The organism is Jannaschia marina (genome assembly GCF_013404595.1).
GTDB classification, from domain to species: domain Bacteria; phylum Pseudomonadota; class Alphaproteobacteria; order Rhodobacterales; family Rhodobacteraceae; genus Jannaschia; species Jannaschia marina.
The window spans coordinates 492,343-507,700 of record NZ_JABVAX010000001.1 but is presented as its reverse complement, the minus strand read 5'-3'; the positions used below and the strand labels follow the sequence as shown (position 1 = coordinate 507,700).

Below are 15,358 nucleotides of genomic sequence, written 5' to 3'. Positions count from 1 at the left end.
TACCTCAGGGAGCGACCCAGCGGCCCTCCGGCGCGAAGATCGCACGCCGGTGCGGATCGTGGGCGAGCGAGACGACGTCGATCCGTTCGACCCGGCCGAGGAGCGCCACGAACCGGGCGATGTCCGGCGTCCGGCGCAGGGTCTCGGGGGCCGGGATCGCCGTGCCGGGGGCCGGGTCGGTGCCGTAGTTGAGCCGCGCCTCGTCGGGCACGCGGGCCCAGCGATCGGGGTCTGCCGGCAGGAACGTCACCCGCACCCGGAGCCTGACCTGAAGCTGCACCGCCGCGCCCCAGCAGAGGATCTCGGCGCGCGGGTCGCCTTCGAGGGCGCGGACCTTGGCCGTCCGCAGATCGGAATGAACCTCGACCTCGCGCGCCGCCCGATCCGCGCGACGCAGGCCAACGGTCCGCGCCTCGGGGCCGTCCGCGCCGATCGTCGCGAGCGTAACGAAACGGAACGGATCGCGTGCATCCGCCGCCCCCTCGGCGAGGCGCGCCCAGATATGCGCCTCGAGCGTGCCGAGCCGGTCGAAGGGGTCACTCATAGCCCGTCATCTCCAGAAAGCCGACGGCCTCGTGGGTGCCGGTGGCCCGCACCGGCCCCTCCCAATAGGGAAAGAGCGTGGCCTGCCAACTATCGTCGTTCACGGCCTCGACGGTCAGGTCGATGCCCTCGGCCGGCAGGGACAGCCGCCACTCCACCGGAACGTCACGTCCGGCGACCTCGGCCGTCCGGAGGGGCGTCAGCTCGAGCGCATCGCCATAGAACGGTACGAGCCGGCCGTCGGGATGGATGTAGGAGGCGTAGTGGAAGTCCGACCCGCCGCGCAGCGCGAAGGCCATCAACCGCGCGCCGTCGTCGAGGTGGAGCGAGAACCAGTCCCACCCCTCCTGGTCGCCCTCGAGCGGTTGCGAAGACCATTCCCGGTCGAGCCAGCCCCTGCCCGTCACCGCGACGTCGCCTTCGGGCAGATGCAGCGTGCCCGAGACGGCGTAGAACGGCTGGGAATAGTAGTAGCTCGCCTGTCCGGTGGCGGATTTGACCGAGAAGCCCGCGTCCCCGTGGAAGACGAGCGGCCCCTCGGCCGAGAGCGCGAGGTCATAGCCCGCCTCCCCGGTGCGCGCCACGAGGTCGAGCGCGGCGAGGTCCGTCCCCTCCATCCGCCAGTCGTCGATCCAGGCGGCGAAGGGCGCGGCCGTCACACCGGCCTGCGCGATGCCGCCGCGGGCCAGACGCTCGCCGGTGAAATGCGCCTCGGGCGTGGTCAGCCCGAAGTGTCCCATCCAGACCTGCGGCCCCTCGGGCGTGAGCGCGGAGCGGAAGAGCGTCCATTGCACGCCGTAGGCCCGGCCTTCGGCGTCCTCGAGCGCGGCGGTCAGATACCACCATTCGATGCGGTAGTCGGGATGGGGTCCATGGTCTTCGGGAAAGGTGAACGTGGGGTCGGGCGTCGGCAGCGCGAACCCCTCGCCGCCCTGCCCCAGACCGGCAAAGCCCTGCCCCTGCGCCGGCATGGCCAGGCAGAGTGCGAGAAGAAGGGCCTTAACGTTCATGGGCGAAGACCTTCACAAGCTCGGCAGGGGACATGCGCCAAAGCCGCCAGGCGGGGAGCGTCGCGGCCAGCACCGCGGCCGCCATGGCTGCGAGCGCGAGGACGATCCATCCCATCGGATCCGCCAGAAGCGGCAGACGCCAGCCGAAGGCCTGCACGTTCACGACCGACAGCAAGACCCAGGCAAGCAGGATCCCCGTCGGGATCGCCAGGAGCGCGGTGAAGGTCGCGAGGAGGAGCGCGCGCAGAAGGTCGGCCTGCGCGAGCCGCGCCCGCGTCGTTCCCAGCGCCCAGACGGGGGCCACCTGCGGGAGGCGCATCGTGCCGAGCGTGGTGAGCGACGCCCAGAGCGCGAAGGCCGCGACCCCGAGCGTCAGCACGTTGAGCGCCGCCGTCACGGCGAAGGTCTGCTCGAAGATGGCGAGCGCGGCGGCCTTGACCTCGGCCTGCCGTTCGATCCGGTCTGCGGGCAGGTCGAAGCGGGCGACGAGTTCCGATGACAGCGCTTGCACATCCCCGGGATCGAGCCGCAGACCGAAGGTCAGGAAGGGCGTGTCGGGGAAGGCCTCCCGAAAAGGCGCCGCGTTCAGGATCGCCTGCCCGGCCGGGTTGCCGTAGTCGGAATAGACACCGAGGATCTCGCGCATCCCACCCTGCCCCAGATCGACGCTCTCCCCGGCCCAGAGCCCCTCGCGCCGCGCCAATTGCTCGTTGACCAGCGCCCCCTCGCCCGCGGCCAGCCTGTCCCAGACCCCCGGCACGGCATCGAGGACCGGCCAGTTGTCGCGGAAGGTCGCGTGGTCCGTCTGAGCGAAGATCTGGCCCGGTGCGCCCTCGATCCGGGCGGGCGCGATGGCCACGGGCAGGACGGCGTCGACCCGGCCGTCGAGAAACGCCTCCATCGCGCGCGCCTCCTCGGCGTCGGCCGCGTAGAGGTAGAGCTCCGCCGCGAGCCGCTGATCGAGCCAGCCGGTGAAGGTCGCGCGGAAGCTGCCGACCATCGTCCCGACCCCGATGTTGGCCGAAAGCGCGAGGAGGAGCGCCATGAGCGCGAGGCTCAGGCCCGGCACCTGCTGCCGCGCGTCGGCCCAGAGCCATTGCGTGAACGGCGCGCGCGCCCGGCCTGCCCCGAAGTCGAGCGCGACGGCGAGGAGTGGCGGCAGGAGGAGCGCGGCCCCGAGAAGGAGCGCGCCGAGACAGAGGAACCCGACCAGCAGGCCATCGCCCCAGAGCGCAAGTGCCGCCGCGACGACGAGGAGCGCGATGCCGCCCGCCCCTTGTCGCCGGAGCGTGACGGCGCGCGCCCGGGCCCAGGCGCGCGGCATGGCGGGGGCGAGGATCGGCAGGCGCGCGAGTTGCCAGAGCGCCTGCCCGCCCGCGAGCGCGAGACCGAGGCCGGCCATGGCGAACCCCGAGAGCCACCAGAGGGGCGACAGGCTCAGTTCCCCCGCGACGCCGGCCCCATAGAGACCCGAGAGCGTCGCGGCTACGCCCGGCAGTAGGAGCGCAGCCACCCCGTAGCCGAGGAGGATACCGAGGGTGCCGGAGACGAAGGTGAAGACGACGAGCTCCGCCGCCAGAAGGAGGGTCAGCCGTGCCGCGGGCAGGCCGAGGGCGCGGAGCGTGCGAAAGAGCGTCCGCCGCTGCTCGAAGGCGAGACCGATGGCGGCGTGGACGATGAAGAGACCGACGGCGAAGGCCAGAAGGCCGAAGGCCGTCAGGTTCAGGTGAAAGCTGTCGGTGAGCCGCGCGATGTCGGTTTCGCCTTGCGGGGCGATGCGCGTGGTTCCTGGCAGAAGCTCGGTCAGGGGCGTCAGGCCGTCACGCGCCCCCGGCAACACCAGCAGCCGCGTGATCCGCTCCGTCTCGAGGATCGCCTGCGCCGCCGCGATATCCGCCAGCACGAGGCCGGGCGCGACGTCGGCCGCCTGCACGGCAGGGAGGCCGGGCGGCAGGTCCGTGCCCGGCGGCGCGAAGACGACCTCGCCGGTCAGGAAGGCCGTCAGCACCTCCGCCTCGCCCAGATCCCCCGAGGCGGCGGAGGGCGGCGCGGTGAAGGGGTCGATCCCGAGAAGCCGCAGGCTCGTGCCGGGAATGCGGCCTTCGAGGACGGGCGTCACGAGCCAGCCCGCGCGCCGGGCGGTCACGAAGTCGTCGAGCGTGAGCGCCCCTTCGAGGCGCGGCAGGTTCTCCTGCCCGAGGGTGGCCGCCGCCCGGTCGTAGGAGAGCCGCGCCTGCGCGTTGATCGCCTGCACCCCGATCCATAGCCCGGTGGCGAGCGCGAGACCGATCACCAGCGTCGCAAGCTGCACCGGATGTCGCCGCCAATGCGCCAGAAGCGCGCCGAGCGCCGCGCGGTTCACGCGAGTTGCCCCGCACGCAGGTGCAGCCGCGCGTCGAGCATCGCAGCCAGACGGTCGGAATGCGTGACCATGAGAAGACCGGCACCGGTCTCCGACGCGAGGCCGCGCAGAAGGTCGATCGTCGCATCACCCGTCGCCTCGTCGAGGTTACCGGTGGGCTCGTCGGCAAGCACGAGCGCGGGACGCGCCAGCACGGTGCGCCCGATGGCGACCCTCTGCTGCTGTCCGCCGGAGAGCTGCTCGGGGAACCGATGGAGATGGTCGCCGAGGCCGAGGCGCGCGGCGAGATCGGCGACGCCCTCGACCTCCCGACCGGCGAGGCGGGCGTGGAAGGTGAGGTTGTCGGCGACCGAAAGCGACGGGATCAGGTTGAACTGCTGAAAGATGAGCCCGACGCGCGACCGACGCAGCGCCGCCCGTCCCGCGTCATCGAGGTGGGCGATGTCCTGCCCCTCGATCTCGATCGTCCCCCCGTCTGGCGTGTCGAGCCCGGCGAGCAGATGCAGGAGCGTCGACTTGCCCGACCCGCTCTCGCCCGTCAGCGCCAGCGTGCGGCCGGCGGCCAGCTCCAGCGACACCCCGCGCAGCACGGGATGGGAGCCGTCGGCGGTCTCGAAGGATTTTTCGACGGCACGGGCAGAAAGAAGCATGGGCGGACGGTAGGCGACGGGCGACGGAGTTCAACCGCCAAATCGCCGCGCGTGCAGGCTCAGAGCGTGACGTCCGGCAAGCTGTCGAAGGCCCGGCGCAGCGCGTCCGACCAACCGTCGGACACGGCGCGCCAGTCCGGGTCGCTGTCCTCGATACGGCGGCTCGTCCCGAGGCGCAGGCTGCCGGTCTCGTAGATCTGCAGGTCGAGCGGGGTGCCGACCGACAGGTTTGCCCGGATCGTCGAGTCGAAGCTGACCATCAGGAGTTTCGCCGCCTGCGTGAACTCCATCTCCGCGTCGTAGGCCCGCACGAGGATGGGCCGCCCGTACTTCGTCTCGCCGATCTGGAAGAAGGGCGTATCGGGCTGCGCCTCGACGAAGTTGCCCTCGGGGTAGATCATGAAGAGGCGGGCCGGGCCGCCCTTGATCTGGCCGCCGAAGATCATCGTGGCGTTGAAGGTCGTGCCCGCGGTCGGCCCGCCCTCACGCTGCTGTACGATGGTGTCCTTCAGGGTCTGTCCGATGGTGCGCGCGGCCTGGAACATCGTCGGCGCGCTCAGGATCGTCGGGTCGCGCTCAGAGGGTGCCAGATTGCGCTCCTCCAGGAGGCTCACGACGGCCTGCGTCGTCGCGAGGTTGCCGGCGGTCATCAGCACCAGTGCACGCTCTCCCGGCACCTCCCAGGTGTGCATCTTGCGGTAGGTGGAGATGTTGTCGATGCCTGCGTTCGTGCGCGTGTCCGACAGGAAGACGAGGCCGCGCTCGAGCTGCAGGCCAACGCAATAGGTCATGGGAACTGGTCCAACTGTGATCGGATCCAGAGGTCGGGCGCGCGGCCCGTCGTGTCAAGCATCGGGAGGTTGATTTGCGCCGGCCTGCCGCAACGGCGCATCGGCGGGCTACTGCTGCTGTGCTTCGGAGACGGAGACGCTCACCTCCATCGCCTCGAGTCCGGCCCCGCTGCGGATGCCCGAGACGGGGGCCGCGTCGGAATAGTCGAGCCCCGTCGCCACCCGGACGTAGCGGATGTCGGGCGAGATGCCGTTCGAGACGTCGAAACCGACCCAGCCGAGCCCGTCCACATGGGCCTCCGCCCAGGCGTGCGTCGCGTCCTGATCGTCGCGGCCATCCATCCGCAGGTAACCCGAGACGTAGCGCGCGGGGCAGTCGAGCAGCCGCGCGCAGGTCACGAAGACATGCGCATGGTCCTGGCAGACGCCCGTGCCTGCGGCGATCGCCTCCTCTGCGGTGCGCGCAACGTCCATCTCGCCGGTGTCGTAGGCCACCGTCTCCCGGATCGCGGCGGAGAGCGCGTGGAGCCGTTCGAGCGGCTCCTCGATCTCGCGGACGTCGCGGGCGAGGCCGAGCGTGCCGCTGCCGCGACGGGTCAGGTCGGTCGCGCGCAGGAACATCCAGAGCGGCATGTATCCCTGCTGCTGACCGATGACGCCCAACGTATCCTCCAGCCGCACGCGCCCCTGTGCGGTGATCGTGATCTCGCGACTTCCGGCATTCGCGGAGACGAGCTCCGTGCGGTTGTGGTGGCTGTCGTCGAAGGACGTCTCGACCTGGCCGCCCGTGATCTCCGTCTTCCAGTCGAGTACGTCCTGGCCGCGCCGGCTCTTGGGGGTGAGACGCAGCTGCTGGAGCGCGTAGCTGACGGGGGCCGTCCAGCGGTAGGTCGTGCTGTGGCGGATGTCGAGCGTGGCGGTCTGGGGCGTCTCGGTCATTGCATGAACCTGTAGTCGCTTTCGATTTGCGCGGCGAGGCCGGCATTGCGGCGCAGGAAATCCTGCAGGACCTGGTGCAGACCGGTCTCGAAAATGCTGTCGATGGTCGATTGCTGCAGGTGCTGGCAGATCGCATCGGCCTGATCGTGGCTCGGCAAGCGGACACCGTAGTCGCTCTCGAGGTAGCCGAGATTGTCGCCGATCTTGGCATAGCAGAACGCCAGGCTGCGCGGCAGGCGGCCGTCCAGGATGAGGAACCGCGCGATGTCGCGGGGCGTCCGGGTCCGGCCGTGGAGCGTGCGGAAGGCCCCTTCGGCGGCAACCGACCGCAGGATCATCTCCCACTGGGCATTGTCGAGCGGCGAGCCGACGCCCGCCGCCGAGGGAAGCAGCACGTAGTATTTCACGTCGAGGAGCCGCGCGGTGGCGTCGGCGCGTTCGATGAAGGTGCCGATGCGGGCGAAGTCGTAGACGTCGCGGCGCAGCATCGTGCCGTGCAGGGCTCCGCGCACGAAGGCAGACCGCTGCTTGATCGTGCCGAGGACGCGCGGCAGGTCCTTCGGCTGCACCTTGCGGGCGAGATCCTCCTTCAGCGTCATCCAGCACTCGTTCACCGCTTCCCAGACCTCCCGCGTGAGGCCGGTGCGCACGAGCCGCGCGTTCGTCCGGGCGTTCTCGACGCAGTTGAGCACACAGGAGGGGTTGTCGCGATCGCGAAGGAGCCAGTTGACGACGACGTCGCCCTGGATCGTGTCATGGGCCTCGAGGTACGCATCATGCGCCCAGGCCGTCTTGAGCACGCTGGCCCATTCGCCCTCGGCCGTGTCGGGCCGGGTCAGGGCGATGCGCTGTCCCGTCTCGACGAGACGCGCGATATTCTCGGACCGCTCCAGATAACGGAACATCCAGAACAATCCGCCTGCGGTCTTGCCCAGCATCAGTGCCGTCCTCCCGTCGGACGGCCGGCAGTCCGGATCGATGTCACGTGCGTCCCCATCACTCCTCCTCCAGGACCCAGGTGTCCTTGGTGCCGCCGCCCTGCGAGGAGTTGACGACGAGAGAGCCCTTCTTGAGCGCCACCCGCGTCAGCCCGCCGGGCGTGATGTCGATCCCGTTCGGCGACACGAGGACGAAGGGCCGCAGATCGACGTGGCGCGGCGTGAGGCCCGTCTTGGCGAAGATCGGACAGGTCGAGAGCGACAGCGTCGGCTGGGCGATGTAGTTGCCTGGACGCGCCTCGAGCTTCTTGCGGAACTCGCGGACGTCCTTCTTCGAGGCCGTCGGCCCGATGAGCATCCCGTAGCCGCCCGAGCCATGCACCTCCTTGACGACGAGCTCCTCCAGGTTGTCGAGCACATGGCCCAGACTGTCCGGATCGGAGCAGCGCCAGGTCGGCACGTTCTCGAGCATCGCCTTTTCGCCGGTGTAGAACTCGACGATCTCGGGCATGTAGCTGTAGATCGCCTTGTCGTCGCTGACCCCCGTGCCGGGCGCGTTCGCTATGGTGATGCCCCCAGCGCGATAGACGTCGAAGATGCCCGGCACGCCGAGCTGGCTGTCGGGGCGGAAGTTGAGGGGATCGAGGAAATCGTCGTCCACCCGGCGATAGAGCACGTCGATCGTCTTGTAGCCCTGGGTGGTGCGCATCGCGATGCGTCCGTCGACCACGCGCAGGTCGTGCCCCTCCACCAGTTCGACACCCATCTGGTCGGCGAGGAAGCTGTGCTCGTAATAGGCGGAATTGTGGATGCCGGGCGTCAGCACCGCCACGACCGGATCTTGCTCGCACTGCTTGGGCGCGCAGGCGGCGAGGGAGGCGTGGAGGTTCTGCGGATAGCTGCTGACCCGACGCACGCGGTTCCCGGCGAAGAGCTCGGGGAACATGTGCAGCATCGTCTCGCGGTTCTCGAGCATGTAGCTGACGCCCGAGGGCGTGCGCGCATTGTCCTCCAGCACGTAGAACTGATCGGGTCCGGTCCGCACGAGGTCGACACCGACGATATGGGTGTAGATGCCGCCCGGGGGTTCCACCCCGATCATTTGCTGCAGGTAGGCGTCGTTGCGCGCGATCATCTCGACCGGCAGAACGCCCGCGCGAACGATCTCCTGCCGGTGGTGAATATCGTGCAGGAAGGCGTTGAGCGCGCGCACCCGCTGCTCGATCCCGCGCGAGACCTTGGCCCACTCCCGCGCCGCGATGATGCGTGGCACGATGTCGAAGGGGATGAGCCGCTCCGCGGCCTCCGCCTGCCCATAGACGTTGAAGGTGATTCCCGTCAGGCGGAACACCGCCTCCGCCTCGCGCGACTTCGCGCGCAACTCGGCCGGATCGGCACCGGCGAACCAGGAATCGAATGAGCGGTAGGCCTCTCGGACCGAGCCATCGGGCTCGAACATTTCGTCGAACAGCGTGTCGTCTGCCATAGCCGGACCCTGCGGGCTCTGTCGGATTATGGCAACCATCCAGACGCGCAAACCGGGCTTGCACAACCATAAATTGTATCAAGCGCAAGAAAATCAGGCGAAGTTCGAAGGGAATGGACGCCCGGCACCGGGGCGCGCGTCCTTGCGCGATTGGGCCGGGCCGGAGCGTTCGGAGGCTGAACGTCCCAACCTCTCAAGGGGTTCCCGCGATTGCAGCGGCTTTTATCCGTGCCGTGCGAATGCTAGGTCTTTCCTTGGGTGCCGGTGTGTTTTCGGGCCCGCGTCCACTGGCTGCCAACAAACGGACATCGCGTGAGACTTTTCCTGACCGCCGGAGCGTCGCTCCTTCTTGCGCTGCAATCCGCCATGGCGGCCGATCTGCAACTCGACCTTCCGGCCGACGACGACCTGCGCGACACGCTGCGCAACTCGTCGCTCGCGGTCACCGCCGTGAACGACGGCGAGACGGTGCGCCGCAACCTCGTCGCCGCCGCGCAGGCCGACTATCAGCGGCTTCTCGCCGTTCTCTTCGAGGCCGGGTATTTCGGCCCCGTCATCTCGATCCGGGTCGACGGTGTAGAGGCGGCCGCGCTGCCCGCCGTGGGCTCGGACGCGCCCGTCGGCACGATCTCCATCTCGGTCGAGGAGGGGCCACGGTTCCTCTTCCGCGAAACCTCGGTCGCGCCGCTCGCGCCCGGCACCGAACTGCCCGAGGGGTTCCGGCGCGGCGAAGTCGCCGGCACCGGCCCGATCCGCCAGGCCGCCACCGCCAGCGTCGACGCCTGGCGCGCGGAGGGCCATGCGAAGGCGGAAATCGCCGGGCAGGACATCACCGCAGACCATCCCGCCCGCGCCCTCGATGCCCGTCTCACGGTCGCGCCCGGTCCGCGCCTGACCTACGGCAACACCCGCGTCGAAGGCGCGCGGGACGTGCGCGAGACCCAGATCCTCCGCATCGCCGACCTGCGCCAGGGGCAGGTCTTCGATCCCGAACAGATCCGCGCCTCGGCCCAGCGGCTGCAGCGTACGGGCGCCTTCAGCAGCGTCTCGATCCAGGAGGCCGAGACGATCGGTCCCGACGCGACGCTGCCGCTCACGATCCAGGTGGTCGAGCGCCTTCCCCGTCGCTTCGGCTTCGGTGCCGAAATCTCGACCGACGAGGGCTTCTCGACCTCGGCCTTCTGGCTGCACCGCAACCTGACGGGCTATGCCGACAGCCTGCGAATCGAGGGCGAGATCGAGGACGTCGGAGCCAGCGAAGGCGGAGCCGACTACGGCATCACTTTCGCCTACAACCGCCCGTCGACCTTCAACCCCGAGACCGACCTTTTCGTGAACGGTGGCGTGGAACGGCTCGACGAGCCGAACTTCGAGGCGGACCGTGCCTATATCGACGTCGGAGCCCGGCGGATCGTCTCCGAACGGTTCCAGTATTCCTACGGCATCGGCTACGAGTACTCGAAGGACACCGACGCCTTCGGCGAACGGACCTTCTCCATCCTCTCGATCCCGCTCGAGGCGACGTACGATCGCCGCAACGATCTTCTGAACCCGACCGACGGCTACTTCGTGGAGGCCGGGCTTCGGCCCTTCGCCGGCTTCGAGGACGCAGGCTCCGGCGTCGTCTTCGACGCCGACCTGCGCGGCTACCAGGGCTTTGGCCCCGACGACCGCACCGTCATCGCCGCGCGCCTGCAGATCGGCACCATCGTGGGCCCCGAACTCGACGAGGTTCCGTCGAACACGCTCTTCTTCTCGGGCGGCGGCGGCACCGTGCGCGGACAGGAGTTCCAGTCGCTCGGCGTGGAACTGCCGTCGGGCGACCTCGTGGGCGGGCGCTCCTTCGTCGGGCTCGCCACCGAGATCCGGCAGAAGGTGACCGACAGCATCGGCGTCGTGGGCTTCGTGGACTTCGGCCTCGTCAGCCCCGACAGCGACTTCGGCGGCGGCGAGAGCCACTCGGGTGCCGGCATCGGCGTGCGCTACGATACCGGCATCGGCCCGATCCGCTTCGATGTCGGCGTCCCGCTCTCGGGGCCGGACGACCCGTCGGGCGTCGAGGTCTACATCGGCATCGGGCAGGCCTTCTGATGAAGCGGTATCTCCTCCCCCTGGTCCTCGCGGCCACCCCGGTATTCGCCCAGGACAGCGAGGAGCGCGACCGCGGCTTCCTCGTCGGCCTGATCGAGGACAACGTCTCCGCCCCCGGCCTCACCGTCCGGCTCGACGGGTTCGAGGGCGCTCTCTCGTCGACGGCGACCATCGAGAGCCTGACGGTCGCCGATGACGACGGCGTCTGGCTGCGGCTCGAGGAGGTGGTGCTCGACTGGAACCGCTCGGCGCTGCTGCGCGGACGGCTCGAGGTGGAAGAGCTGTCGGCGGGTCTCATCTCGGTCGCGCGCGCTCCGCTCCCGGCCGAGGGCGTCGAGGCCCTGCCCGACGCCGGAGCTTCCGGGTTCTCCCTGCCCGACCTTCCCGTCTCGATCGACGTCGAGACCCTGCGCGCCGAACGCATCGAGCTCGGCGCGCCGTTGCTGGGGCAGGATCTGGCGCTCACGCTCGACGCCTCGGCGCAGCTGGCCGACGGCTCGGGTCAGGCTGCGATCCGGGCCGAGCGGGTCGACGGGGTGACGGGCAACTTCGACATCGCCGCCGCCTTCGACGCGGAGACCGAAGGGCTCTCGATCGACCTCGCCGTCTCCGAGGCCCAGAACGGCATCGCCGCGACCCTGCTGCAGCTTCCCGGCCGTCCGGCCATCGACCTGACCGTCGACGGCACCGGTCCGCTCGACGCCTTTACCGCCGACATCGTGCTCGCTTCCGACGGGGCGGAACGGCTCTCGGGTCAGGTCGAGCTGTCGGGCACCGAAGCCGGCCGCGCCTTCGCCGTGGACCTCGGGGGTGACGTGACCTCGCTCTTCGCGCCCCGATACCAGGATTTCTTCGGCGACGACGTCTCCCTCGTCGCGCGTGGCCTGCAGGCGACGGGCGGCGACCTGGAGCTCGAGACGCTCGACCTGCGCACCCGCGCCCTGACGCTCACGGGCTCCGCCTCGCTCGGCGCGAACGGCTGGCCCCGGTTCCTCGACATAGAGGGCGAGATCGTCTCCGAGGACGGCACGGCGATCGTCCTGCCCACGTCCAACAACAGCCAACTGCGCCGCGCCAGCCTGTCGCTGCAACACGATGCGAGCGTTTCCGATCGCTGGGACGTGGCCCTCGACCTGCTCGGCTACCGCTCCCCGACCATGACACTGGGCGACGCCTCCTTCAGCGCCACCGGCACGTTGAGCCGCACCGACGGAGCCGTCGACCGCGCAACGGCGGGGATCGAGGCGGTCCTGAACGGGATCGGCTTCACCGATCCGGCGCTGGCGCAGGCGGTCGGCGCACGGGTCTCGCTCGATGCCGACGTCGACTGGGCCACGGGACAGCCTGTCCGCCTCACCGATCTCGCCCTGCGCGGGCCGGACTATGCGCTGACCGGCGGCGTCGACATCGACGGGACCGACCCGGAACAGTCCCTGACCCTGCGCCCCAACCTCACCGCGCGTTTCGACGCGCTGAGCCGCCTTGCCGCCATCGCGGGCATCGACCTCTCGGGTGCGGCCGAAGCGACGGTGAGCGGGGCCTATGCCCCCGTCGCGGGCACCTTCGCGCTCGATCTCGGGGCCGAGACGCAGGATCTGGCCCTGGGGATCGCACAGGCCGACGCAGTGCTCGAGGGAGAGACGACGCTCACCATCGCCACCCGGCGCACGGTCGACGGCACCTTCGTCGATGCGCTCCGCCTCGGAAACGAGCATCTCGTCGCCGACGGCTCCGTGCGCCTGCTCGACAGCGAATCCGCGCCCTACCTTCAGGGCGAGCGGTCCGAGGCCCGCTTCAGCGCACGCCTCGCCGACGGCACCCGCGTCGACCCGCGCCTCGACGGGCCGGTCGAATTCGCCGTCACCGCCACGCAGGATCCGGAGGGCCGCTGGCAGGGCGCGCTCGACGCGATCGCTCCGCATGACGTGACGGTTTCCGCCAGCGGCCTCCTGACCGGAGAGGCTCCGGACGTCTCCTTCGTCGCCACCGTGCCGCGCATCGAGCCCTTCGCACCCGGCATCCCCGGCGGCGCGGTCGTCAACGGCCGCGCCTTCGCCGAGGACGGGACGTGGTCGGTCGACGTGGATGCAAGCGGCCCCTGGGACGTGACCGCCTCCATCGACGGACCCGTCACCGGTCCGGCCCCGAAGATCTCCTTCACCGCCGCCGTGCCCGACGTGACCGCTCCGGTGCCGGCACTCGAGGCGGTCCCCGCGCTTGCAGGTGCCGTGCGTCTCGACGGCACGCTCGCGCAGATCGGTGGCCGATGGGAGATCGACGCCGCGGTCGACGCACCCGCGGGCATCACCCTGCGTACGAAGGGGCCCGTCACAGGCGACGAGGCCCGGATCGGCATCGCCGCGACCGTGCCCCGCATCTCGGACTTTGCACCCGGCATCGACGGGCGGCTCGACGTGGACGGCGCGGTCTTCAGGCAGAACGCGGACTGGGCCGCGGATTTCGCCCTGCGCGGCCCTTACGATGCCCGTGCGACGGTGGCGACCATCCTGACAGAGGCCCCGCTTGCCGTCGACTACAGCCTGCGCCTCGACGATCTTTCGCCGCTCGCCCCCGTGCCGGGCGGCGTCGACGTGGGCGGCCGCGCGACCCAGACCGACAGCGGCTTCGAGGTCACGCTCGAGGGCACCGGCCCCTATGCGGCGACCGTCGATGCGGTGATCGACCTGATCGACGGTGTGCCCTCGGTGCAGGCGACCGGCCAGGTGCCCGACAGCAGCCGTCTGGCTCCGCAATTGCGCGGGCCGATCAACTACGCCGTCATGGCCGAACAGGTCGATGGCCAGTTCCGCGTGGACCTCGACGTCAACGGCGCGCAGGCGATCGAGGCGGAAGTGACAGGGCTCGCCACCGGGCCCGACGCCGACCTCGACGTCCGATTGAACGTCGGCAACGTCGCCGTCTTCGCACCGGGACTTTCGGGGCCGCTCCGCGCCTCGGGTCGCGTGTTTCAGCAGAATGGCAACTGGGCCGTGGACCTCGACGCCGGCGGTCCGCTCGGCGCGACGCTCGAGGCCGACGGCGTGATCACCGGTCCCTCGCCGCAGGCCCGTTTCACCCTGGCTGTGCCCGACATCGGCCCTCTCGTCCCGGATCTGTCCGGCCCGCTGCGCGTCGCGGGCACGGCGGCGCAGCGTGACAATGCCTGGGCGCTCGATGTCGACGTGACCGGTCCGGCCGGCACGACCGCGCAGGTCGCGGGCGACGTGCGGACCGACGGCACGCTCGACCTCGCCGTGAACGGCTCCGCGCCACTCGGCCTCGCCAACGGCGCACTCGCGCCGCGGCGGCTTTCGGGCGTGGCCAGCTTCGACCTGCAGATCTCCGGTCCAGCCGGGCTCGACGCGGTGAGCGGCACGATCTCGACACAGGGCGCGGCACTCGTAATCCCGTCGATCCGCAACGGGCTCGACGCCATCGACGCCGCCGTCCAGCTGCGTGGTGGGGCCGCGCAGATCGCACTGACCGCGGCACCGCAGACCGGCGGGCGCATCGCGGTGAACGGCCCCGTCGCCCTTTCGGGCGGTTTCGACGCGAACCTGGGTGTCGAGTTCGACATCACCCTCGAGGATCCGAGCCTCTATACCGCCGATGTCGAGGGCGCGGTCCGGATCGACGGCCCGCTGACCGGCGGGGCCGCCATCGGCGGGACGATCACCATCGACGGAGCCGAGATCGCCGTGCCCTCCACCGGCCTGACCGCCATCGGAGACCTGCCGCCGATCGAACATCTGCGCAGCCCCCGCCCGGTGCAGCGCACGCTCGCGCGGGCCGGACTGAGCGTCGACGGGCGCGAGGAACAGGCGGACGCGGGCGCGGGAGGGGGCGGCCCCGTCTATGCGCTCGACCTGACGGTCAACGCACCAGGTCGCATCTTCGTGCGCGGGCGCGGGCTCGACGCGGAACTCGGCGGCTCTTTGCGACTGACGGGGACGACGGCGGACCCGATCACCTCGGGCGGCTTCGAACTGGTCCGCGGCCGTCTCGACATCCTCGAACAGCGCTTCGACCTCGACGAGGGGCGCATCTCCTTCCTCGGCAGCCTCACGCCCTTCATCCGCCTGGTCGCGGTGACGCAGACCGAGTCCATCGAAGCGGCGATCGTGATCGAAGGCCCGGCGGATGCGATCGAGGTCCGTTTCGAATCGACGCCGTCCGTCCCGCAGGAAGAGATCGTCGCCCAGATCTTCTTCGGCCGCGGTCTCGATCAGCTCTCGCCCCTGCAGGCGCTGCAGCTGGCGAACTCGATCGCGGTCCTCGCCGGGGGCGGCAACGGAGGCCTCCTCGAGAACCTGCGCGGCAGCGCCGGCCTCGACGACCTCGACGTCACGACCGACTCCGAAGGCAACGTGGCGGTTCGGGCAGGCAAGTACATCTCCGACAACGTCTATACCGACGTCGAGGTCAATCAGGATGGCGAGGCGACGATCAGCCTGAACCTCGACGTGACCCCGAACCTGACGGTGCGCGGTTCGGCCGGCGTCGAGGGCGGCACGTCGCTCGGCCTCTTCTACGAGAGGGACTACTGAG

At 70.1% G+C, this 15,358-nt stretch carries 10 protein-coding genes; 2 read left to right on the top strand and 8 right to left on the bottom strand.

Annotated features, from left to right (window positions below):
• Positions 1-4: 4 nt before the first annotated feature.
• From HSX43_RS02610 to HSX43_RS02575, 8 genes are all read right to left on the bottom strand, one after another.
• Entirely contained in the window at positions 5-544 is a 540-nt protein-coding gene (locus tag HSX43_RS02610) for a pyridoxamine 5'-phosphate oxidase family protein (protein WP_179378520.1), read from the bottom strand.
• Positions 537-1,553, bottom strand: coding sequence for a lipocalin-like domain-containing protein (locus tag HSX43_RS02605; RefSeq protein ID WP_179378519.1), 1,017 nt, complete (start codon positions 1,551-1,553; stop codon positions 537-539). The genes HSX43_RS02610 and HSX43_RS02605 overlap by 8 nt, the downstream gene beginning before the upstream one ends.
• Complete coding sequence (locus HSX43_RS02600) at positions 1,543-3,915, bottom strand: FtsX-like permease family protein (RefSeq protein ID WP_179378518.1); 2,373 nt, start codon at positions 3,913-3,915, stop codon at positions 1,543-1,545. The genes HSX43_RS02605 and HSX43_RS02600 overlap by 11 nt, the downstream gene beginning before the upstream one ends.
• Positions 3,912-4,565, bottom strand: a complete 654-nt coding sequence (locus HSX43_RS02595) for an ABC transporter ATP-binding protein (protein ID WP_179378517.1) — start codon at positions 4,563-4,565, stop codon at positions 3,912-3,914. The genes HSX43_RS02600 and HSX43_RS02595 overlap by 4 nt, the downstream gene beginning before the upstream one ends.
• Positions 4,566-4,624: 59 nt before the next feature.
• Positions 4,625-5,356: a proteasome-type protease gene (locus tag HSX43_RS02590; protein WP_179378516.1), complete on the bottom strand. Its 732-nt coding sequence runs from the start codon at positions 5,354-5,356 to the stop codon at positions 4,625-4,627.
• Positions 5,357-5,464: 108 nt separating this feature from the next.
• Complete coding sequence (locus HSX43_RS02585; RefSeq protein WP_179378515.1) at positions 5,465-6,295, bottom strand: transglutaminase family protein; 831 nt, start codon at positions 6,293-6,295, stop codon at positions 5,465-5,467.
• Positions 6,292-7,233: an alpha-E domain-containing protein gene (locus HSX43_RS02580; RefSeq protein ID WP_179378514.1), complete on the bottom strand. Its 942-nt coding sequence runs from the start codon at positions 7,231-7,233 to the stop codon at positions 6,292-6,294. Before HSX43_RS02580 ends, HSX43_RS02585 begins: the two co-directional genes overlap by 4 nt.
• A gap of 58 nt (positions 7,234-7,291) precedes the next feature.
• Positions 7,292-8,719 carry a circularly permuted type 2 ATP-grasp protein gene (locus tag HSX43_RS02575; RefSeq protein ID WP_179378513.1) on the bottom strand — a complete coding sequence of 476 codons (1,428 nt, stop codon included), beginning with the start codon at positions 8,717-8,719 and terminating at the stop codon, positions 7,292-7,294.
• A gap of 312 nt (positions 8,720-9,031) precedes the next feature.
• On the opposite strand from HSX43_RS02575, the gene HSX43_RS02570 reads away from it, so the two are divergent.
• Positions 9,032-10,810 carry an autotransporter assembly complex protein TamA gene (locus HSX43_RS02570; protein ID WP_179378512.1) on the top strand — a complete coding sequence of 593 codons (1,779 nt, stop codon included), beginning with the start codon at positions 9,032-9,034 and terminating at the stop codon, positions 10,808-10,810.
• The gene (locus tag HSX43_RS02565; protein WP_179378511.1) at positions 10,810-15,357 is read left to right on the top strand and encodes a translocation/assembly module TamB domain-containing protein; all 4,548 of its coding nucleotides are present in this window, start codon (positions 10,810-10,812) and stop codon (positions 15,355-15,357) included. Before HSX43_RS02570 ends, HSX43_RS02565 begins: the two co-directional genes overlap by 1 nt.
• Position 15,358 lies beyond the last annotated feature (1 nt).